Annotated in this window: 19 protein-coding genes; 3 read left to right on the top strand and 16 right to left on the bottom strand. The window is 61.6% G+C overall.

What is annotated here, in order from left to right:
- Window positions 1-40 precede the first annotated feature (40 nt).
- From K290_RS0111255 to K290_RS0111240, 4 genes are all read right to left on the bottom strand, one after another.
- The gene (locus K290_RS0111255; RefSeq protein ID WP_028752025.1) at window positions 41-1651 is read right to left on the bottom strand and encodes an ABC transporter substrate-binding protein; all 1611 of its coding nucleotides are present in this window, start codon (window positions 1649-1651) and stop codon (window positions 41-43) included.
- 74 nt (window positions 1652-1725) lie between these two features.
- Window positions 1726-2442 carry an HAD-IA family hydrolase gene (locus K290_RS0111250; protein WP_028752024.1) on the bottom strand — a complete coding sequence of 239 codons (717 nt, stop codon included), beginning with the start codon at window positions 2440-2442 and terminating at the stop codon, window positions 1726-1728.
- Window positions 2443-2716: 274 nt separating this feature from the next.
- Window positions 2717-4090: an aspartate aminotransferase family protein gene (locus K290_RS0111245; RefSeq protein WP_028752023.1), complete on the bottom strand. Its 1374-nt coding sequence runs from the start codon at window positions 4088-4090 to the stop codon at window positions 2717-2719.
- Between the two features lie 11 nt (window positions 4091-4101).
- Window positions 4102-4941 carry a GNAT family N-acetyltransferase gene (locus tag K290_RS0111240; RefSeq protein WP_028752022.1) on the bottom strand — a complete coding sequence of 280 codons (840 nt, stop codon included), beginning with the start codon at window positions 4939-4941 and terminating at the stop codon, window positions 4102-4104.
- 327 nt (window positions 4942-5268) lie between these two features.
- Here K290_RS0111240 and K290_RS0111235 point away from each other — a divergent pair, with 327 nt between their 5' ends.
- Complete coding sequence (locus K290_RS0111235) at window positions 5269-5937, top strand: haloacid dehalogenase type II (protein ID WP_028752021.1); 669 nt, start codon at window positions 5269-5271, stop codon at window positions 5935-5937.
- A gap of 13 nt (window positions 5938-5950) precedes the next feature.
- The gene (locus K290_RS0111230) at window positions 5951-7228 is read left to right on the top strand and encodes an NAD(P)/FAD-dependent oxidoreductase (protein ID WP_028752020.1); all 1278 of its coding nucleotides are present in this window, start codon (window positions 5951-5953) and stop codon (window positions 7226-7228) included.
- 15 nt (window positions 7229-7243) lie between these two features.
- On the opposite strand, the gene K290_RS0111225 is transcribed toward K290_RS0111230, so the two are convergent.
- Complete coding sequence (locus K290_RS0111225; RefSeq protein ID WP_028752019.1) at window positions 7244-7642, bottom strand: RidA family protein; 399 nt, start codon at window positions 7640-7642, stop codon at window positions 7244-7246.
- A gap of 158 nt (window positions 7643-7800) precedes the next feature.
- Here K290_RS0111225 and K290_RS0111220 point away from each other — a divergent pair, with 158 nt between their 5' ends.
- Entirely contained in the window at window positions 7801-8394 is a 594-nt protein-coding gene (locus K290_RS0111220) for a TetR/AcrR family transcriptional regulator (protein ID WP_028752018.1), read from the top strand.
- Window positions 8395-8479: 85 nt separating this feature from the next.
- On the opposite strand, the gene K290_RS0111215 is transcribed toward K290_RS0111220, so the two are convergent.
- From K290_RS0111215 to K290_RS0111165, 11 genes are all read right to left on the bottom strand, one after another.
- Entirely contained in the window at window positions 8480-9937 is a 1458-nt protein-coding gene (locus K290_RS0111215) for an NAD-dependent succinate-semialdehyde dehydrogenase (RefSeq protein ID WP_028752017.1), read from the bottom strand.
- A gap of 20 nt (window positions 9938-9957) precedes the next feature.
- On the bottom strand, window positions 9958-11001 hold the full coding sequence (locus tag K290_RS0111210) for a tartrate dehydrogenase (RefSeq protein WP_028752016.1): 1044 nt from the start codon (window positions 10999-11001) through the stop codon (window positions 9958-9960).
- A 9-nt stretch (window positions 11002-11010) separates the two neighbouring features.
- Window positions 11011-12474, bottom strand: a complete 1464-nt coding sequence (locus K290_RS0111205; protein WP_028752015.1) for an aldehyde dehydrogenase family protein — start codon at window positions 12472-12474, stop codon at window positions 11011-11013.
- A 126-nt stretch (window positions 12475-12600) separates the two neighbouring features.
- Complete coding sequence (locus K290_RS0111200; RefSeq protein ID WP_028752014.1) at window positions 12601-13473, bottom strand: LysR family transcriptional regulator; 873 nt, start codon at window positions 13471-13473, stop codon at window positions 12601-12603.
- 48 nt (window positions 13474-13521) lie between these two features.
- The gene (locus tag K290_RS0111195; RefSeq protein ID WP_028752013.1) at window positions 13522-15489 is read right to left on the bottom strand and encodes a hydantoinase B/oxoprolinase family protein; all 1968 of its coding nucleotides are present in this window, start codon (window positions 15487-15489) and stop codon (window positions 13522-13524) included.
- A gap of 1 nt (window position 15490) precedes the next feature.
- Window positions 15491-17536 (bottom strand): hydantoinase/oxoprolinase family protein, encoded by a 2046-nt coding sequence (locus K290_RS0111190; RefSeq protein ID WP_028752012.1) that lies wholly within the window; start codon window positions 17534-17536, stop codon window positions 15491-15493.
- 88 nt (window positions 17537-17624) lie between these two features.
- Window positions 17625-18089, bottom strand: a complete 465-nt coding sequence (locus K290_RS0111185) for a GNAT family N-acetyltransferase (RefSeq protein ID WP_037135256.1) — start codon at window positions 18087-18089, stop codon at window positions 17625-17627.
- Window positions 18089-18442 (bottom strand): cupin domain-containing protein, encoded by a 354-nt coding sequence (locus tag K290_RS0111180; protein ID WP_028752010.1) that lies wholly within the window; start codon window positions 18440-18442, stop codon window positions 18089-18091. Before K290_RS0111180 ends, K290_RS0111185 begins: the two co-directional genes overlap by 1 nt.
- Before the next feature lie 22 nt (window positions 18443-18464).
- The gene (locus K290_RS0111175; protein WP_028752009.1) at window positions 18465-19388 is read right to left on the bottom strand and encodes a 2-hydroxyacid dehydrogenase; all 924 of its coding nucleotides are present in this window, start codon (window positions 19386-19388) and stop codon (window positions 18465-18467) included.
- Window positions 19389-19514: 126 nt separating this feature from the next.
- Window positions 19515-20639: an acetylornithine deacetylase gene (argE, locus tag K290_RS0111170; protein ID WP_028752008.1), complete on the bottom strand. Its 1125-nt coding sequence runs from the start codon at window positions 20637-20639 to the stop codon at window positions 19515-19517.
- An 8-nt stretch (window positions 20640-20647) separates the two neighbouring features.
- The gene (locus tag K290_RS0111165; RefSeq protein WP_028752007.1) at window positions 20648-21976 is read right to left on the bottom strand and encodes an NAD(P)/FAD-dependent oxidoreductase; all 1329 of its coding nucleotides are present in this window, start codon (window positions 21974-21976) and stop codon (window positions 20648-20650) included.
- Window positions 21977-22123: the final 147 nt, after the last annotated feature.

The raw sequence follows: 22123 nt of genomic DNA, 5'->3' as shown, positions 1-22123 counted from the left end.
AGTGATGCCGAGGCACCACTTGTCGGGCACGAAGGTGGGATCAGGCGTCGAGCCAGACATATTCCGCGAAGGCATAACCCATCATGCCGCCGAGCGGATTGGCCTCCAAGCCATGCAGTTTCGAAGAAATCGCGTCGACATTGGAGATATAGGCCGGAATGGCGGTGCCGGCCTCTTCCGCGATCATTGCCTGCATGTCGCCGTAGATCGCCTTGCGCTTGGCCTGGTCGAGCAAACCACGCGCCTCGATCAGCATGCTGTCGAACTTCTCCGACTTGTACTGGCTTTCGTTCCAGGGAGCCTGGGAGGCATATAGCAGCGAGAAGAGGATATCCGGCGTCGGCCGCGGATTGATATTGCCGAAATGCATCGGCGCCTTCAGCCAGTAATTCGACCAGTAGCCGTCCGAAGGCACGCGCTGGACGTCGAACTTCATGCCGATCTCGGCACCCGCCTGCTGCAGCACCATCGCCATGTCGACGGACGATGTCGCCGCGTCGGAAGCGACGACGGGAATGGACTGGCCGAGCAGACCCGACTTCTGGAAGTGGAACTTGGCCTTTTCCGGATCGAAGGCTTTCGGCTTCAGATCGGCATTGTGATAGATGTTGGAAGGCGGCACCGGCTGGTCGTTGCCGATCTCGGCAAGTCCGCGCAACGCCGACTTCTGGATGACTTCCCGGTTCAGGAGATATTTGACGCCCGTCACGAAGTCCTTGCTGCTGCCCGGGCTCATATCCAGACGCATGTTGAGGTCGGTATAGTTGCCGGAGGTGGTCTTCGACAGCGTCACGCCCTTCTGGCTGTCCAGGAGCCGCATGGAGCGCGGGTTGATGGATGCAGCGAGCTGGATATCGCCCGAAAGCAGCGCATTGACGCGTGCGGAGTCGTCCTCGATGGCGAAGAACTCGAAGGAGTCGAGGTGTGCACCGCCTGGCTTCCAATAGTTCTTGTTCTTGACGGCGACGGACCGGACGCCGGGTTCAAAGCTTTCGCAGACGAATGCGCCGGTGCCGTTGGCCTTGCTGAAATCCGTCGTGCCATCGGCGATGATCATGAAATGGTGGATGGCAAGGATGGTCGGAAGATCGGCGTTCGGGTTGGCAAGGGTGATTTCGACGGTCTGCGGATCGACAGCCTTGATGCCGGTCATCTGCTTGGCGATCGCATTGACTTTCGAGCCGACAGCCGGATCCAGATGGCGGTTCAGCGAATAGACGACGTCGGCAGAAGAAAGCGTCTTGCCGTTGTGGAATGTCACGCCCTTGCGAAGTTTGACGGTCCACACTTTGGCGTCGGAGCTTTCGATGCTTTCGGCGAGTTCCATCTGCGTGACGCCGTCCTTGTCGAGGAAGGAAAGGCGGTTGTAGAAGGCGCAGCAGCGGACATAGTCCGTCGAAAGCGATGCCTTGGCCGGATCAAGCGTGTCGGCCGTCGACGACGACCAACCGGCCGCCTTGAGCGAGCCGCCGGAGACCGGGGTTGCGGCGAAGGCGGCCGAAGCACGGCCGAAGATCGCGCCGCCGGCTGCGGCAGCGATGCCGCCGGCAAGCAGCATCTGCAGGAGATCGCGGCGGGTGGCGCCGCGGCGAATGGCATTTTCGACCATGGCATCGTCTGCGCTGGTCCAGTTCGTGATCTTGTCGTTCATTTGCGTTCCCCTTGTTAAGGTTTAATTGGCGCGCCTCGTCTTTTCACGCGAGGTCGGTACCGGATAGTCGTCGCTCAGGCGGCCCTGACTGCCTCCACCGCATCGGCAAGTCCTGCCATGGAGGTGAAATGGAAATCGGGCCTGGTGAACTCCTTGGGCTCGATCGTGCCGCCATAGCCCTTCTGGGCATGGCGTCGCTCGATCCAGCAATTGGTCATGCCGAGCCGCCGCGAAATGCCGATGTCGTGATACTGGCTCTGCGCGACATGCAGAATATCGTCCTTCGAACCGCCTTCGTTCGCGACAAAGGCGAAGACATGTTCGAAGAAAGCTGGATCGGGCTTTTCCGTGCCGGTATCGTCGGCGGTAAATGCGGCATAAAACGGATTGCCGAGCTCCCGAGAAAAGTGCTCGAACGCCCAGCGGCGTGCATTCGTCATGGCGATAAGCTTGTAACGCTGCGAAAGGCGCTGGAGAGCTGCGGCGCTGTCGGGAAAGCCTTTCCAGCCCTTGCAGGAATCACGCAGGCGCTCGCCATATGCCTGTTCAGCAGGTAGCCCCAGCTTCGGCGCGATGGCCAGATAGACACGGACCAGATCGTCGGGAAACAGATCGGCATCGTCGGAATAGCGTTCAGCGCGATAGAGGGCGAGCGCTTCCTCGCCATCGACGGAAACACGTGCTTGATCGGCGATTGCCGCCAGGCAATCCTTGATGCCGCCTTCGAAGTCGATCAGGGTTCCGACGACATCAAAGGTGAAATATTTGAAATCCGCTAGGCTCTTTGCCAAGTGTCTGCCCTCGCCAAATGTCTGTTCTTGATCGAGTGCACTCAGTTCCGATCGCGGGCTGAATGCAGAAGAAAATGCTGTCTTCATTCTAGTAGGGATTTTCTCATATCTCCCGAAAATCCCGGCTTTTCGGCCTTGGAGCACCTGCAGTCAGTTCAGTTTCGCAGTAAAGGCTCGCCGGATTCTCTGAATGGCAGAGCTGCGGCGGCACAAAATTGCGAATATGAGCGCAAAGCGGTATTTCGCCGCTCCCTGCCAAGGCCCGATTTCGCACTCAGGCGAGCACCGTGCGGACATCAGGGTCTTCCAGGGTCTGGTCCAGCGTCCTGCGCGTGCGTTCGATGATCGCATCGATTTCGCCATCGGTGCAGCAGAGCGGCGGCGCATAGCCGAGAACACCGTTGCCGAAGGCGCGAATGACGAGACCGTTGTTCCAGGCGCGATCGAAGATCCGCCGCGCCGGCTCGGCAGCAGGGGGCAGGGGCGTCTTGCGCGCCTTATCGACCACCAGCTCGACGGCAGCGAGCATGCCGCGCCCGCGCACGTCGCCGACTAGGGGATGCGAGGAGAGATCGCGAAGGCCGGCCATCAGCCGCGCTCCGGCTTTGACGCCATTCTCCAACAGCCCGCTCTCATAGAGGCGCAGCACTTCGAGACCAACCGCGGCGCTGACGGGATGCGCGGAATAGGTATAGCCGTGGCCAACCGCGGAAGCGCCGGCGCCGTCGGCAATGGTGCCATAGACCCGCTCCGACAGGAAGACGGCCCCCATCGGCACGTAGCCCGAGGTGAGCCCCTTTGCGGTGGTCATCAGGTCGGGCACGATGCCGTCATCCGAACAGGCAAACAGCGGGCCGGTGCGCCCGAAACCGGTGATCACCTCGTCGGCAACGAACAGAATGTCGAGTTCGCTGCAAAGGTCGCGCATTGCCTTCATCCAGCCGGCCGGCGGCACCAGCACGCCGCCCGAACCCTGGATCGGCTCGGCGTAGAAGGCAGCCACGCGCTCGGCGCCGAGCTCCTCGACCTTGGCGCGCAGTGCGGCAACCGAGGCGGCGATGATCGCTTGCGGATCGGTGCCTACGGGGTTGCGATAGGCATAATGCGAGGGAATCTTGTGCTGCCAGTCGAGCGGCATGCCGAAGCCGGCATGAAAAACCGGAAGCGCCGTCAGGCCGGCACCGACGGTAGAGGAACCGTGATAGCCCTGTTCGAGGGAGATGAACTGATCCTTCGTGGGCTTGCCAAGCGCGTGATAGTAATAGCGGATGAAGCGAACCGTGCTGTCGACGGCATCGGAGCCGCCGAGCGTGAAATAGACATGGTTGAGGTCGCCGGGCGCGCGATCGGCCAATTCGGCCGCAAGCCGGATGGCCGGCTCGGAGCCGAGGCTGAAATAGCCGGTGGCATAGGGCAGCTCGCGCATCTGGCGGGCGGCCGCCTCGACAATGCTGTCATGGCCATAGCCGGCATTGACGCACCAAAGACCGGCAAAGCCGTCGATCATCTGATGACCCGATGCATCGGTAACAGTCGCGCCCTTGGCGGATTTCAACACGCGGACTCCGGCCTGCTCGTGACCGCGATAAGAGGCGACGGGGTGAACCAGGTGGGCGCGATCGAGTTCGATAAGGGAATTGCTGAGCATGATGTCTCTCTTCAGCCCAGAGCCTGACTGGCCAGGGCAAATGTGTGAACGCTGGGAATGGATGAAAGGGCAGATGAAGCTGCGCGGCGCATGGTGATGCCGCCGCCGACATGGGCAAGGCCGTGTTCGAGAAGGAAGGAGGCAAGGCCGGTCTCGCTACCGGTATCGACGCGCATGAATGCGCCTGACCGAGTTGCGAACAGAAAGCTCAGAAGGTCTTCGGCATCGCCGGCGTTTTCTGCAACGACCGGCCCGCAGAGTTCACCACGGCCGAAGGACCGCAAGGCCGCGTAACCGCGGAGCGTGTCGGCTTCGCGGACAACCGCAAGCGGGCCTGCCTGAGATAAGGCTTGAACGAGTGCCGTGCGATCCGCGCCGAACGCAACGCGATCGAGGGCGACGATCTGTTCGAGATCGGCAGCCGTTGCCCAATCCACCGTCGGCGGTGCAATGCATGCTCGCAGCGGGCCTTGGTGTTGAACGATCGTGCCGGTCTTTTCGAAGCCGAGACTTTCATAAAGAGGCAGACCATCGGCGGTCGCAATGAGCCGGCACTCACGGTCACCGACGATCTCCAGAGCCGCCTGCATGATCTGGCGGCCTATGCCGCGCCCACGCATCGATTCGTCGACGATCACCATGTTGATCGTTGCGACGTCATCGCCATAGGGAGTGACGAAGATTGTCGCGACGACCTTCTCGCTCTCGACAACCACAAGGCCGCGGCTGAGCTCCAGCAGCATCTGCCACTCTTCCAGCCGGTGCGGCCAGCCGGCCTGACGCGACAGGGCCAGGGCGGATTGAAGGTGAGACTGGTCGAAGGGGCGAAGGTCGATCCCGGTTGCCTGCACAGGCTTTTTCTCCCGTCCGTTGCTTTTCTTTTTGATAGACCCGCAGCGGAAGAAGATCGTCCCGACGAAAGGGCAGCAGCGGTATCTTCCACCGTCCGTCGGCACGCACGCCGCATCTTATGCCGGGCCACTGGCGTCACAGGCTGCAATTTCGATTTTTCGACGACAACATGTTCGTGGCGACGCGCAACTCTCTGCCAAAGCGGAGCAGCGATACAAAACTTTCTGCTTCGTGACGGCTTAAATGCGGTGAACCGATGGAAGAAGGCTGCCTATGATGTTCTCATTCATCAGCGCCTGCGCGGCATTCTGCAAGGATCTAGAGACATGACGAAGTTCCGGCCGAAATACATCACCTTTGACTGCTACGGCACTCTGACGAATTTCCAGATGGCCGAGGCTGCCCAGAAGATCTATGGCGGCCAGCTCGACCCCGCGCGTATGGCGCAGTTCGTCAAGAATTTCGCCGCCTACCGGCTGGACGAGATTCTGGGAGACTGGAAACCCTATAATGAAGTGCTTCACAATGCCGTCGAGAGGACCTGCCGTAGGAATGGCGTTGCCTTTCGCGCCGAGGATGCCCGTTCGATCTACGAGACCGTGCCGAGCTGGGGTCCGCACCGGGACGTGCCGGCGGGACTTGCCAAGGTCGCCAAGGAAATCCCCCTGGTCATTCTGTCGAACGCGATGAACGAGCAGATCATGCACAATGTCGAAAAGCTCGGTGCGCCCTTCCATGCTGTCTTCACGGCGCAGCAGGCCAATGCCTATAAGCCGCGCTTCAAGGCATTCGAATATATGTTCGACATGCTCGGCTGCAATCCGGAAGACGTGCTGCACTGCTCCTCGTCCTTCCGCTATGATCTCATGTCGGCCTATGATCTCGGCATCAAGCACAAGGTCTGGGTCAACCGGGGTCATGAGCCTGCCAATCCTTATTATGAATATACCGAGATCAAGGATATTTCCGGTCTGCCCGGCGTCGTCGGGCTCTGACGGGGAGGCCGCCATGCAGTTCAAATCCTACTGGCACGACACAGCCCCGCGCTTCGCAAAGCAGAGCACCGCGCCGCTCGAAGGTCACTATGATGTCGCAGTGATCGGCGGCGGCTTTACCGGATTGGGGGCGGCGCGCCAGCTCGCCAAGGCCGGCGCCAAGGTGGTCGTGTTGGAGGCGGGCACGGTTGGCTCCGGTGCGTCCGGCCGAAATGGCGGTCATCTCAACAACGGCATCGCCCATAGTTTCATCTCGGCGAAGGAAGAACTTGGTGTCGAGCGGGCGAAGGCACTCTATCGCGCCTTCGACGATGCCGTGGACACTGTCGAGCAGATCGTTGCCGACGAGGGCATAGACTGCAATTTCCGCCGTGCGGGCAAGCTGAAGCTTGCCTCCAAACCAGCGCATTTCGACAGCATTGCCCGGAATTTCGAGGCGGTCCATCGCGAGATCGATCCGGATACGACACTGTTGACTGCTGACGATCTCAAGTCGGAAATCGGATCAGCGTCCTTTCATGGCGCCATGCTCTCCAAGAAAAGCGCCATGATGCATATGGGGCGTTATGCGGTCGGTCTTGCAGAAGCCGCCGCGCGCAGTGGCGCGGTAATCTTTGAGAATGCCGCCGTGACCGACAGGAAGGTCAATGGCGGCCGGCATGAATTGACGACTGCCCGCGGCAAGCTTTCCGCAGACAATGTCTTTGTGGCAACCGGCGCCTATACTCCCGGCATCTTCAGCTATTTCCGCCGTCGCATTGTTGCTGTCGGCAGCTTCATCATCGCGACGCGTCCGCTGACCAAGGCGGAGATCGCCGCGACCATGCCCGGCAACCGCACCTGCGTCACTTCGCTTAATATCGGCAATTATTTCCGGCTCTCACCGGACAACCGCCTGATCTTCGGCGGCCGGGCCCGGTTTTCGGCGACGTCGGATCAGCAATCCGACGCCAAGAGCGGCGAGATCCTGCGGTCCAGCCTAGCGGAAATCTTCCCGCATCTCGCCAAGATCGAAATCGACTATTGCTGGGGCGGCCTGGTCGACATGACGAAGGATCGCTTTCCGCGGGCCGGCTATGTCGATGGCCTCTGGTATGCGATGGGCTATTCCGGCCATGGCGCGCAAATGGCGACGCATATGGGCATGATGATTGCCGATGCCATCTTGGGAAAGGCCGATCGCAATCCGGTCAAAGGCCTCGAGTGGCCGGCTGTGCCGGGGCATTTCGGCAAGCCCTGGTTCCTGCCGCTGGTCGGCATCTATTACAAGACACTCGACCGGTTCCAATAGCCAAGCTTTCGAGGATCATGCCTTCGAAGGGATGCGGGCGATGACCTTGATCTCGAAGTCGAAGCCGGCGAGCCAATTCACGCCGACGGCCGTCCAGTTCGGATAAGGCGGACTGCTGAAAATCTCCTGCTTGACGGCCATGATTGTTGCGAACTGGTTTTCCGGGTCTGTGTGGAACGTCGTTATGTCCACGATATCATCGAACGTGCACCCCGCCGCGTCCAGCGTCGCCTTGAGGTTTTCGAAAGCCAAACGGACCTGATGCCCGAAATCAGGTTCCGGTGTTCCGTCGGGGCGGCTGCCGACTTGCCCTGACACGAACAGGAGGTCGCCGGAGCGAATGGCGGCCGAATAGCCGTGTTCCTCGTATAGCGCATGCCTGCCGGCGGGAAAAATTGCTTCGCGTTTGGTCATTCTCCATCCTTTTGTCATTGTCGTGGCGACAGCGAATGAGCGCAATGTAATCCGCTTCACACGCTTCCGTGTCTGATATACGGTGCGTATGTGAAATAGCCGACATACGCACCGTATGTCAAGTCTACATACGCGATGTATATGAAATTGAGGGCAGAATGGCGAAACGACGTATCGATACGATGGAGGAGAACCGTGCCAAACTGATCGCGGCGGCGCGAAAGGCCTTTGCTGAAAAAGGGTATTCGGCTGCTTCGATGGACGAGCTGACAGCCGAAGTCGGCCTGACGCGTGGGGCGCTCTATCACAATTTCGGCGACAAGCGTGGACTTCTCGCGGCAGTTGTCGATCAGATCGACTCGGAAATGGCATCGCAGGCCCAAGAGATCGGCGCACGGGAGGGTGACGATTGGAAGGGTCTGCTTGCCGAAGGCGCCGCCTATATCGAGATGGCGCTGGTTCCGGAAGTTCAACGCATCGTTCTGCTCGACGGACCGGCCGTGCTGGGCGATCCATCAAGATGGCCCAGCCAGAGCAGTTGCTTTCTGGAAACCAAGCGGACGGTAGAGCGTCTTATCGCCAAAGAGGTTTTCAAGCCTCTCGACGCGGAGGCGGCCGCTCGGCTTCTTAGCGGCGCTGCGCTCAATGCCGCTCTTTGGGTCGCAGCCAGTGACGATCCGAAGCATGTGCTGCCAAAGGCTATCGAGACCTTCCATGCCTTGGCTGCGGGTCTTCTCATGAAGCCCGCGTGAATCCCGTTCGGGCAGGAAAGCCGTCACGATGTCCGCGCTGCATGTCGGTAGGGCGCCCCTTTCGGCACGCCCTTTTTTGGCAGGCTCAGGCGAGCCCGCCGATGTGGAAGGTCTTCAGTTCGAGATATTCCTCGATGCCATGTTGGGACCCTTCACGGCCGAGCCCGGATTGCTTGACGCCGCCGAAGGGAGCAACTTCGGTCGAGATCGCGCCGGTGTTCAGCCCCACCATGCCGAATTCCAAGGCTTCGCCGACGGCCCAGGAGCGCTTGAGGCTTCCGGTATAGAAATAAGCTGCTAGCCCGAAGGGTGTGCCGTTGGCGATGGCGATCGCTTCCTCGTCGGTCTTGAAGCGGAAGAGCGGTGCGACAGGCCCGAAGGTCTCTTCGCTCGCAAGAAGCATGTCGGTGGTTGCGCCCGAGAGGACGATGGGAGCGGCATATTGCCGGCCTTCAGGGAGGTTCGAAGCTTTCGCAACGATCGTCGCGCCCTTTTCGACGGCGTCAGTGACATGGCGCTCGATCTTTTCGATGGCGGCGGCATTGATCATCGGGCCGATATCGACGCCAGCCTCTGTGCCGGGCCCGACCTTCATGGCGGAAACGCGGGCAGCGAGTTTTGCGGCAAAGGCATCGTGGACCTTATCCTGCACCAGGATGCGGTTGGAGCAGACGCAGGTCTGACCGCCATTGCGGAATTTGGAGGCGATGGCGCCTTCGACGGCGAGATCGAGATCAGCATCATCAAAGACAATGAAAGGCGCGTTGCCGCCGAGTTCGAGGCTGAGCCGCTTGATGCTATCAGCCGCGCCGCGCATCAGGAGCGCGCCGACCCGGGTCGAGCCGGTGAACGAGATCTTGCGGACCGTTTCGTTTCGCAGCAGCTCGTTGCCGATCTCGGTCGGCAGGCCGGTCACGATGTTGATGACGCCCGCGGGAATGCCAGCCCGTTCAGCAAGAACGCCAAGCGCCAGCGCCGAATAGGGGGTAAAGTCGGATGGCTTGATGACGACCGTGCAGCCGGCTGCGAGCGCCGGCGCCACCTTGCGGGTGATCATCGCGTTGGGGAAGTTCCAGGGTGTGATGATGCCGCAGACGCCGACCGGTTCCTTGAGCACAACGATGCGTCGGTCGCGGGTGGGCGAGGGGATCGTCGTGCCGCCGATGCGGCGCGCCTCTTCGGCAAACCATTTGACGAAGGAGGCGCCGTAGCGGATTTCTCCCCGCGCCTCGGCCAGCGGCTTTCCCTGCTCAGTGGTCAGGATCAGGGCGAGATCATCGCAATGTTCGGTCATCAGATCATGCCAGGCTTCCAGCAGTTGCGCCCGCTCGGCATGGGTCTTCGCCCGCCAGGCCGGGAAAGCGGCGCTGGCGGCTTCGATCGCGGCGCGGGTCTCCGTCCCGTCCATGTCGGGAACCGTGCCCATCACCGCCTGCGTCGCCGGATCGATGACGTCGACGGTCTTGCCGGAGGCGGCAGTGCGCCAGAGTCCATCGATCAAGCCCTGCTGGCGAAATAGGCTCTGGTCCTTGAGGTCGATCATTGTTGTCATTTCCTTGTCGTTCAGGCGAGTGCGTTCAGCACGGCATTGGTGATGGTGTCGGTCTTATCTTTGCCGGGAACCGTGCCGATACCGGTCTCGGTTGCCGCGGCGATGGCGTGCATGATCGCATCAGCAGCGGTCTTTTCGCCGAGATGCTCCAGCATCATGGCGGCTGACCAGATTGCCGCGATCGGATTGGCGATGCCGAGGTGGGCAATATCGGGCGCGGAGCCGTGCACCGGTTCGAACATCGACGGCGCGGTGCGGTTCGGGTTGAGATTGGCGGAGGCGGCAAAGCCGAGTCCGCCCTGGATGGCGGCTCCGAGATCAGTCAGGATATCGCCGAAGAGGTTGGAGGCGACGATGACGTCAAGGCTTTCCGGCGCCATGACCATGCGTGCCGCCATCGCGTCGATATGATAGCTCGTGACGGTGACGTCGGGATAATCGGCCGCGAGGCGCGCGGTGATCTCATCCCAGAATACCATCGAATATTTCTGCGCGTTCGACTTGGTGACGGAGGCAAGCTTCCCGCGGCGCGCCCGGGCCTGTTCGAAGCCGAAGCGCAGGATGCGTTCCACACCTGCTCTTGTGAAGATCGAGGTCTCGACCGCGACCTCGTTTGCCGTGCCCTGATGCACGCGTCCGCCTGCGCCGGAATATTCGCCCTCGGTATTCTCGCGAATGCAGAGAATATCAAATTCTTGCGCCTTCAACGGCCCTTCGACGCCCGGCAGCAGCCGGTGCGGGCGGATATTGGCATACTGCTCGAAGGCCTTGCGGATCGGCAGAAGCAGGCCGTGGAGCGAAACGGAATCGGGCACTTCGGCCGGCCAGCCGACGGCGCCAAGGAGGATGGCGTCGAAGCCGCGCAGGGTCGCAATGCCGTCGGCCGGCATCATTGCGCCCGTTTCCTTGAAATAGGCACAGGACCAGGGAAAGCTGGTCGGCTCCAACTTGAAGCCCGTCTTTCCCGCCACTTTTTCCAATACCTGCCACGCAGCGGCAGTGACGTCCTTGCCGATGCCGTCGCCGGGTATGAGAGCAATCCTATAGGTCTTCATGTCGGCTCCTCAGATGTTGATCAGCACGGATTTGCTGCGGCGATTGGCGAGATAGGCGTCCCGACCGAGATCCTTGCCGATGCCGGAACTTTTATAGCCGCCGGTCGGCAGAATATGGTCGCGGGAACGGCCATAACGGTTGACCCAGACGGTCCCGGCCTGGAGACGGCGAGTCATGCGAACGGCTCGGGAAAGATCGCGCGTGAAGAGCCCTGCCGCAAGTCCATAGGTTGGATGATCGGCAAGCTGGAGCGCTTCTTCCTCTGTCTCGAAGGTTTGCAGCGTCAACACCGGCCCGAAAATCTCTTCGGTGACCGCCGGCGAGGTCTGATCGACCCCGGCAAGAAGCGTCGGGGCATAGAAATAGCCGGACCGCTCAAGCCTTGAGCCACCCGTCATGCATTCCGCGCCGGCGTCGATCGCCGCTTGAACGATGCTGCCGATCCGCCCGATCTGGCGCTCCGAGATGATAGGCGAATATTGGCTGGTCTCATCCCAGGTGGGACCCGGTTTGATCTGATGCATATGCCTGAGGATCGCCTCGCTGAGAGCTTCGGCAATCGAGCGCTCGGCAATTAGCCGCGAACCAGCGACACAGGCCTGGCCGGCATTGGCAAGCACGTTGCGGGCAATCGCTTCGCCGGCGAGATCGAGATCTGCGTCGGCAAAGACAACTTGCGGGCTCTTGCCGCCGAGTTCCAGGGTCATCGGTTTGACGCCGGTGCGGGCGATATTCTCCATGATCGCGGAACCGGCCGATGTCGAACCGGTGAAGCTGATCTTGCCGATACCGGGATGGCCGGTGATCGCCGCGCCGGTGGTTGGGCCGTCGCCAAGAACGATGTTGATCAGGCCGGCCGGAATGCCGGCGCGCACCGACAACTCCGCCATGTAGAGCGTCGAAAACGGCGTCATCTCGGAGGGCTTCAGCACCACGGCGTTACCCGCCGCCAATGCTGGGCCTAGCTTCCAGCCGGCCATGGAGATCGGGAAGTTCCAGGGGGTGATCGCGCCGACGACACCATAGGGTTCGCTCATGATCATGCCGAGGCTATGGTCATCGGTCGGCACCAGATCGCTGCCTTCCTTGTCGGCGAATTCGGCGAAGAAGCGGATCTGTTCGGCGGTGATGGCGATGTCGCCAGCGATGAGTTGCCCGATCGGGCGGGTCGAGGACACGGCTTCCAGACGCGCGAGCGTCACGGCCTCTTCTTCCATGAGATCGGCCCAGCGAACCAGCGCCTTCGTTCGCTCGCGCGGCCGGAGCGAAGACCAGCCGCTCGTTTTCAGGGCCCGGTTCGCGGCCTCGACGGCCCGGTCGACCATATCCTTTCCGGCAACCGGACATTCCGCGAAAGCAACGCCGTCAGACGGACGATGCACGGTCATGCCGCCGCTGGCGGCGACATAATGGCCATCGATGAAATGTCCGTCTGGGAGATCGAGCGAATCTGGGTCGAAACTAAGGGTCATGGTTGCTCCTTACCGCCGGGTAAGGCAAGTCTATCGGCTGCACCCTGGCAGTTTCGATTGAGTGCTTTCGCTATCGCGACGGAATATCCCGTTTGCGCTCGGTGTTTCAGCGCAAGATTCGGCGGTTCAGAGAACATCACGCAGCGTGGCGAGGAAGGGTCGCACAAATCGCGAGGCGGGCCGGGCGTCATTGGTCGCCGCCACCATTTGCATGGCGATTTGCGGTTCGAAGGGGCGGGCAACTAGACCCTCGAAGCCATGCCACGCAACGAGTCCGTCTACCAGGGCGATGCCGAGACCTTCCCGCACCAACGGCACCGCGCCCACCGAGGAGGCAATCTGAATGGCAACCTCGCGCTGCCGACCGCAGCTTGCGAAGGCCGCATCCATCGCTGCGCCGATTTCCGCATGGGCGCCGTAGGAGATCAGCGGCAAACCATCGAGATCGGAAGGGCCAATCGTTTCCTTTGACGCCAAGGGATCATCGGCCCGCATCACCGCGACGATCGGGACATCGCTGAGGATTTCGCTGCGAACGGTCGGGGCTTCGATCACGGACAATGTGACGGCGAGGTCGATGTCGCCGAGAAGCAGAGCCTCAGCGATCTCGCGCTTCGGCAGGGCATGGAGGTGAACCTTCACTTCCGGATGCTTCGTACGAAAACGCAGGAGCGCCTTGGGAAGCACTGAATAGGTGACTGCCAGGCTGATACCGAGCCGCAACAGGCCGATCTTCTGCGCGCCGATGTCCCGCGCCAATGACTTCAGTGCCTCGATTTCGCGAAAGACCCGGTCGGCATCCGCAAACAGCAGGTTGGCCTCCATGGTCGGCACGAGACGCCCGCCGATGCGATCGAATAGCTGATAGCCGAGCTGACTTTCCAGATGATGGAGAAACTTGCTGGCTGCCGGCTGTGAAATCCCGAGCGAATTCGCAGCCGCGGTCAGCGTACCGTCGCGCATGATCGCGCGGAAGATTTCTAGCTGGCGTGCATTCATAAGGTCCGCCGTTGGGTTATGGAAGTCATAACCAATCGCCGCAGTCTGTCAAACGCCGTAGCGTTCGCGCATGTCGGCGAAGATGGCGCGCATCTGTTCGGCCATGCCACTGCCCGCCCTGTTTGATTGCGATGCGACCGCATCGAAGATCCTGTGCTTCAAAAAGAAGCGCCAACCGACCGGGACGCCCGCAAGGAAGGTCGTCAGCAGATCGTAGCGTTCCTCCGTCCACACCGCTTCAAAGGCGATTCGCTCGACGGCATAGGTGATAGGACCGATCTTTGCTGATCGCCCAGCCCGCAAGGCGGCCGTCGCCTCGCCGTCGACCACGCCATCCGATATCGCCACGCCGTAGTCGCGTCGCGCACTTTCCGTCGAGAGGGCGCCGCACTGTACATCTCGGATGACGGTTTCAACGGGCCGCTCAAACGGATTACCGTAGCCGCCGGCGCCAGGACCAATAACACGGATCACATCGCCGGGATTGCAATGCACGATGTCTGTATTCCCAAGCGAAATTTCGTCCTCTCTACCGGGATTGCGGATGAAGCGCGAAATCGTGCCGGCATGGCCGCCGGCGAGCCCCCAGGAGGGCATGACCGAGCGATTGCGGTTGCGGGCCGTCACCACGGTCTCCGGCGCCGAGACCTGGAACTCCATCACCGCCGACAGGCCGCCGCGATAGCGACCCGGAGCGCCCGTATCGGCTTCCAGTCCGTAGCGGAGAAAGCGGATCGGCACTTCCGCCTCGCTGATCTCGATGGGTGTGTTGCGCAGGAAACCTGTGGCGCCGCCGGCACCGTCGCTTCCGTCGCCGACCGGTGTCCCGCCGCCACCGCCGCCGACAGGGCCGATCGAGGCCATGACCGGCCGGCCGTTTCTGTCGCTGGTCTTGATGTTCATGATCGCGTTGCCGCCGGGAGACGCAGCCGGCATCAACTCCGGAAGCGCCTTTGCAAAGGCGCCGACCGTTACGATCTGGGTCGTGGCGCAGGTCAGCGAGCGCATGCCGACAGCGGCGGGACGCTGACAATTGACGATGCTGCCTTCGGGGAGCACCGCTCGCGCCGGCCGGAGCGTTCCGGCATTCAGCAGCAGGGAATTGTCGAGCGTGTAAAGGACATAGGTGAGACCCACCATCACCAGCGGATGGCGCTCGCGTCCGCCGGTCGGCATGTTGAGCGACGACCCCAATTGCGGATCGCTGCCGGTATAATCAAGCTCGATCTCATCGCCGCGGATGCGCAGCGTCAGCGCCACGCGGCAAGGCTTGCCGCCGACGGAATCCTCATCGGCGTAGTCCGCGAAGAAATAGTCGCCGTCCGGTATGCGCTTGAGAATGGCGCGCGTCTGTTCCTCGGCATAGTCGAGGATCTGGCCGACACCATTGATGAAATCCTCGAAGCCGAAGCGCGCAATGATCTCCTTCAGCTTGCGCTCGCCGATATTGACCGAGGCGATCTGGGCGTTGAGATCGCCGATGTTCTGGTCCGGCAGGCGTACATTGGCGCGGATCGTGCGCAGCACGAAATCGTTCAGCACGCCGTTCTCGACGAGCTTGACCGGCGGAATACGCAGACCCTCCTGCTCGATTTCGGTGAGCGATCGCGACAGGGAAGCAGGCACGGCGCCCCCGACATCGGTGTTGTGGATGTGACCGACGACGAAGCAGGCGATCTCGCCGCCGTGAAATACCGGCTTCCAAATGTGAATATCCGGGGAATGGGTCGCGACGAAGCCGCTATAGGGATCATTGGTGATGCAGATGTCGCCTTCGGCATAGTCGTCGAACATGTCGAGGATGGGGCGGTAATCGATGCCGCTGTACCAGGGGGCTCCGAATTGTCGCGGGCTTGCGAAGGCGAGCCCTTCGCGCGTCACCACTTGGCAGGAGAAGTCCTCCGTTTCCTTGACGAAGGCGGAGTGCGCAGTGCGCATCAGCGTGAAGGCCATGGCATCGGCCGCCGCAGCGCAAAAATTGGCGAGCACCTTCAGATTTCTGCGATCGATCGCCATGTCAGGCCTCCATGCGGGTGATGACGAGATTGCCGAACCTGTCGACGTCGACGGCGAAATCCGGGGGCACCACTGTGGTCGTATCGTCCTGGGCGATGATTGCCGGGCCGGCCAGGCGATGTCCCGCCCGTAAATCGCTGCGATGATACATTGCCGTCGCTGCCAGGCGGCCGTCGAACAAGGCCTCGACCGAAAAGCGCGGCTGGGCGGGTTCAGATGCAGAGCCGAGTTCGGCGAGATACGGTTTCGGCGTCGCGCCCGATATGGTCAGGCGGAGATTGATCATCTGTACAGGCGAAGCCGATGCGGCATGGCCGAAAAGCCGCTCATGTTCGGTATAGAAGGCAGTGACAATAGCATCGGCATCTATCTCTTCGAGCCAATCGCCCTGTAGCGTGACTTCGATCTCGTAGGATTGGCCGAGATAGCGCATGTCGGCAAAGGCCTGGACGACGGCGGGCCCGGCGAAGCCCTGCTTCTGCCGTAGCCAGTGTTCGGCTTCAGCCTTCAGTTCCCGGTACGGCGCGGCAACATTTGCCATGGCCTCCGGCGTAACATCGCAATAGACGGTGCGGATGAAATCGTTTTTCAGGTCGGCGATCAGACCGCCGAGCGCCGAGACGACGCCGGGAGTGGGTGGCACCACGACACCCTTCATGTCCAGTTCGCGGGCCAGGAAGCAGGCCAGCATGGCTCCGGCGCCGCCGAAAGCGAAGAGATGGAACTCCCGCGGGTCTATCCCGAAACGGGAGATCAGGCCGCTGACCTCGGCATACATGCCCGAGACCGAGATGTTGAGGATGTCGTTTGCCGTCGCTTCGATCGTGCTGCCGAGCGCAGATGCAAGCGGAGCAATCGCGGCACGCGCGGCGGCGCGATCGACGTCGACCGCACCATAGCCGAGCGGCATGTGGCCGATGAGGTTACAGGCTGCGACGGCATCGGTGACCGTCGGCCTCGTGCCGCCGCGTCCATAGCAGGCAGGACCCGGCGTCGAACCGGCGCTGTCCGGTCCGACCTGCAGCATGCCGAAGGCATCCACCCAGGCAACGGAGCCGCCGCCCTGTCCGACCGAGCTCACCGATACCGAGGGGATGTGAATCTGGGAATCCCCGATCAGCTCGCCGACACCATATTGCGGCAGACCGTCGACGATGACGGCGACATCGGCGCTGGTGCCGCCGATATCGAGGCTCAAAATGCGGTTGAAGCCGCTGGCCTTGGCGAGATAGCCCGCCCCGATCACCCCAGAGGCGGTCCCGGAAAGGATCATCTGCACGCAATCGTTTCGCGCCTGGTCGATGCCCATGACGCCGCCATTGCTCTTGGTGATCAGCAGAGGGCAGGCGAGGCCCTCCTGTCTCAGAACCCTTTCGAAACGGTCGAGATAGCGGGAGACGCGCGGCTGCACATAGCCGCTGATGACGGCCGTGATGGTGCGCTCATATTCGCGGATGATCGGCCAGGTCTGTGCCGAGGAGAAGACCGGCAGGCCGGGAGCAAATCTTTCGATCATCGTCTTGACGGCAAGTTCGTTGGCCGGATTGCGATAGGCGTTGAGAAAGGCGATGACGATACCCTTGCAGCCGGCCCGTTCGGCGGCACGCACCGCTCCCTCCACGTCGTCCTCACGCGGAGCGTCGAGTATATCGCCCGTTGCGGCGGTTCGCTCGTCGATGCCGAACACGCGGTCGCGCCCAATCAGCGGCTCCGGGCGCACCGAATAGAGATTGTGGATCTGCGGGATCTTCAGGCGCGCGATCTGCAGCACGTCCTCGAAATTCCGCGTGGTGAACAGCGCGAGGTAATGGCCGTTGCGCTGAATAACGGTGTTGACGCCGACAGTCGTGCCATGGGTGAAATAATCGACCTCGGCAGGATCGAGTCCGTCGCGGGCTTTGAGCGTCGAAAGACCTGCCGTGATTTCCGCTCCCGGCTCATCGGGCCGGGAGAAGACTTTGAGGGTGGAGATGCGCCCGTTGGCCTCATCAAACACCGCAAAATCGGTGAAGGATCCCCCGACGTCGACCCCGATACGATAGCCCATGTGCTGTTTCCTCGTGCTGGCCGGTGCAGAATGGCGGGTGAGCCTCACGGTCGCCAGTAACAAGAGCAGCGCAATCCATAACCCTTGGTTATGGGCTTTCAGTGGGTTTTCGGATACTCATGTAATATTCCGGGTGTGGGACTGGCGCGAAGCCAGCCTTTGTGTAGACCGCATGCGCATCACGCGTCGCCAGCATCCAGTTGCTCACCGTTTTCAGCTCGGGATGGGTCTGGATCACCGTGGCAAGAAATGTCGCCAAGCCCCGGCCGCGATGGTCGGGCAGAGTGAAGACGTCGCGCAGATAGGCAAAGACAGCGAGATCCGTGACGACGCGTGCAAAGGCGGCAAAATCGCCGTTCGGCGCATAGATCGCGACTGGCAGTGAACCGGCAAGCGCCCGTTCGAGCAGAGCGCGGTCGAGGCCGCGCGCCCAGTAGGATTCTTCCGAGAGATAGCGATGGATCTGATCGACATCGAGGCGAGCGCGATCTGTGCTCAGCATATAGCCGTCATGAACGGCCTCAAAGACCGGCAAGTCCGCAAGGCTTGTCATCAGCTAACCGTCACATAGATCTTGCGGACCGTCTCTATCGTCCGCCATACGCCCTTGAAGCCAGGCTTCATGACGAAGCTGTCGCCGGCGCGATAGGTTACGGATGTCCCGCCCTCATCGGTCAATTCGATGACGCCTTGAAGGATGTGGCAGAATTCGAAAGTTTCGCCCTTGATCGAACGCGTTTCGCCCGGGGTCGCTTCCCATACGCCGGTGTTGATCATTCCGTCGCGTGCGCTGTCCTGGGCCCAGGTCTTGAAGGACGGATCTCCGGAGATCAGACGGTCCGGCATGGCTTTGGAGTGTTTCGGGTCGAATGCCGGCTGCGGGTCGATGGTTTTCAAGAGAGACATGGGGTTCCTTTCCTGGTGATGATCAATAGCCGCGGCTGCGATCGACAAGACCGATCGGGTCGAGCCCGGCCTCATGGCGGCGAATATTGGCGATGACGGTGTTTGCGGCCGTCTCCGGCTGCGTGATGCTGGCAATGTGCGGCGTCAGAACGATCTTGGGGTGGCTCCAGAGCGCGTGGTCAGTCGGCAGTGGCTCGGGCTCGGTGACATCGAGGACAGCGCCGCCGATATGGCCGCTGTCGAGCGCTTCGATAAGAGCCTCCGCATCGAGCTGCTGACCGCGGCCGGCATGGACGAGGCAGGCTCCTTGCGGCAGAGCCTTGAAAAGATCGGCATTCAGGATACCGCGCGTCTCGGGCGTTAGCGGCAAAAGGCAGACGAGGATATCGACATCAGCCAAAAACTCCGGCAACTGATCCGTTCCGCCATAGCAAGCGACGCCCTCGATGCTGCGCGGCGAGCGACTCCACCCGCGAAGCGGAAAACCGAAGGGGCGCAGCCGCTCGATGACCGCAAGGCCGAGATTGCCGAGGCCGAGTATGCCGATACGCCGATCGGCGGCCTGCCGAACCGGACGGGAGGCCCATTTGCCTGCGTTCTGCTGCTCGATATAGCCGGGCAGATCACGATGCAACGCCAAGACGCCGAGCGTCACATATTCCTGCATCATCCTGATAATGCCGTCCTCGACCATGCGGACCAGTTTGACCTTGTCCGGTAGCGCGGCCAGCGAGAACTGATCGACGCCTGCGCCGATCGAAAACAGGATTTCGAGATTGCTATAGCGGTCGAGATCGTCAGGCGCTGTCCAGGTCAGCAGATATTTGACTGTCGCTGGATCGACGCTTGCCGGATCTGTGATGAACGGAAGAGCCGGCAATTCGCGCGCGAAAGCCGCCGCGAAGATTCTCGCCCGTTCGGCATCGGAGTTGAATAGAAAAGCCATGGGCCTCCTCGCGCTTACGTCACATCATCCTGCTGAGATTTCCACGGCAGGATGGATCGAAGTGAGACCTGTCGACCGCATATCGATCCGATTTTTGCGTTTGGACATGCTTGTCGTCGCCGTCGATTATCGGGCAAGACGTTCCCCCAGCGCTTCGATCATCCTGACACAGGCGCACAATTCATCATCCTCGATGAATTCATTGGCTTTGTGAGCCCGCCCGATATCGCCCGGACCGCAGATGATCGCCTCCGTTCCGGCCGCCTGGTAAAGGCCAGCCTCCGTGCCGTAGCTGACGGCAGCGAGCGGTGTTTGCCCCGTCACTTCTTCCAGCAGTAGGGCAAGCGGCGCATCGGCGGCAAGGGAAAGGGCGGGATAGCTACTCATGATCTCCCAACGCGCCGCAAAGCCCCGCTCTTTCAAGGCATCCAGCCGTCCCTCTATCCCCGCGAGCAACTCCGTTGGATCGACGCCGGCGATCGCCCGCGCCTCCAGCTCGACCGTGCATTCTTCGGGAATGACATTGACGGCCTGCCCGCCATGAATGGTGCCGATCTGCAGCGAGGAATAGGGCGGCTCGAAGTTGTTGTCGAACGGCCCTCCGGTGAGACGCTTGGCGGTCATAACTGCTTCATTAAGAATGTCCGCCATCGCATGGATGGCGTTCAGCCCGAGGTCCGGCCGCGACGAATGGCCGGCTCGGCCGCCGAGCACGACCCTTGCGGCCGCTTTCCCCTTGTGGGCGCGGATGGCGCGCATGCCGCTCGGCTCGCCGATGATGCATCCCTCCGGCTTCGCGCAGAGATCGGGAAGCCGCGCGATCAGATGCGGAGCGCCGCGGCAGCCGGCTTCCTCGTCATAGGAAAAAGCAAGATGCAATGGCCGTGCGAGCGGGCGTGCGGCAATGGCCGGCAGCGTAGCAAGTACACAGGCGAGAAAGCCTTTCATGTCGCTCGTGCCGCGACCTGTGAGTCGCCCGCCGTTTCGCTGCAGGCGAAAAGGGTCGCTGGCCCATCCGGGTTCGGTCGCCGCGACGACATCCATGTGACCCGAAAGCAGGTATCCCGGCCGGTCGGCGGGGCCGATGGTCGCAAACAGGTTGGATCGATCGCCTTCGGGTCCGGTAAGGACGACGACCTTTGCGCCGGCCCCCTCCAGATAATCGGCGATCCAGCCGACGATCTCATGGTTTGGCGTACCGACCACAGAGGGAAAGCCGACCAGCTTTTCGAGGATCTGTTCCGCTGTCATCGCGATCATCACAGCATCCCCGGCTTTCCAAGATCGGTGCCGTCGATCATGCGCTCATATCGATAGGGGGCGGGATCGACGCAGGGCTTTTCACCGCGAATGAGATCGGCGGCCAGCATGCCCGCGGCGGGTCCGATCCCAAAGCCGTGACCGCTGAAGCCCGACGAAACGAACAGGCCGGGCCGCGAAGGGATCGAGGAGATGACGGGTATGGCATCCGGAGTGGAATCCACCATGCCGCCCCAGGACTCGGCGGGACGGATGCCGGCAAGCTCGGGGTAGGTCGCCACGAGCCGGGAAATGCCGCGCTTGACAAGATGGATGTCCGGCTGCGGATCGAGCGTGCGGATGCGCTCGAACGGAGAAATGCCGTCTGCCTTCCAACGAGCGATTGCTTCCGGTCCTTCGACAAACTGGCGGCTGAGGGCAAAGGTCAGGCCCTTCCGTCTTGTCTGAAACGTGCGCCAGAAATCGCGCGCTTGCAGCAGGCCGTAGGGCGTGATCTGCAACTGACCGAGACCGCTCAAGCCAACGGTATAGCCGCCATCCAGCCGTCTGCGGATCGTCACGTCCTCCATCGCGATCCCGCCGTCGGTTACGGCCGGCGCAGCGACGGTATAGAAGGATGTGGATTTGACGCATGCCTGCAGGAAGCGAATTCCGTGATGCCGGAGGAACATACCGCTCCAGGCGCCGCCGGCAACCAGAACGGCCGAGGCGCGGATTGCGCCCTTCTCCGTGACGACGCCGCTGATGCGCCCCGCTTCGGTTTCAAGCTCACGGGCGGCACAGTTCTGGACCATGACCGCGCCAAGCCGTTGGGCGCCGCGCGCCAATGCCGGCACGGCAAGCTCCGGTTCCGCGCGTCCGTCGCTCGGCGAGTAGACGCCGCCGTCCCAGTGACGACTATTACCGGGAAGCATCGTGGCACATTCGGCTCCCGTCAGCATTCGGGTGTCGACGCCGAACTGCTTGCCGACGTGGCTCCAGCGCTCCCAGGCGGTCAGGTCTGGTTTACGTGTCGTGGCATAGACGAGGCCGGTGCGGCGAAAGCCGGTTTCTTCGCCGAGCTCCGCATTGAGATTGTCCCATCTATGTAGCGCAAGCCGTGCGAGCGGCAGTTCTCTCGGATCGCGATTCTGCTGGCGACACCAACCCCAATTGCGGCTCGATTGTTCCCCGGCGATCACGCCTTTCTCGATGAGGACGACGGAGGTTCCGCGACGGGCGAGTTCGTAAGCAGTCGCAACGCCGGCCATGCCGCCGCCGAGGATAACGACATCGGCGGATTTCGGAACATCCTGGTTGCTGGCGACGCGACCGACGGGAGGGGACATCGATGGACCTCTTGAGTGTGTGGAAGGAGGTATCCGGAAGCGGAAGGTTTCATTCAGAATAAGCCGCGGCCTGTCCCCTGCCTGCCGAAAGCCCCGCGGCTTTGGTGGAATCTTTCGAATTCGCGGGGATCTCAAGCGTATTCTGTT

This window comes from Rhizobium leucaenae USDA 9039, assembly GCF_000426285.1.
Taxonomy (GTDB): domain Bacteria; phylum Pseudomonadota; class Alphaproteobacteria; order Rhizobiales; family Rhizobiaceae; genus Rhizobium; species Rhizobium leucaenae.
The sequence above is the reverse complement of the archived record's forward strand: the minus strand, read 5'-3'. Positions and strand labels throughout refer to the sequence as shown.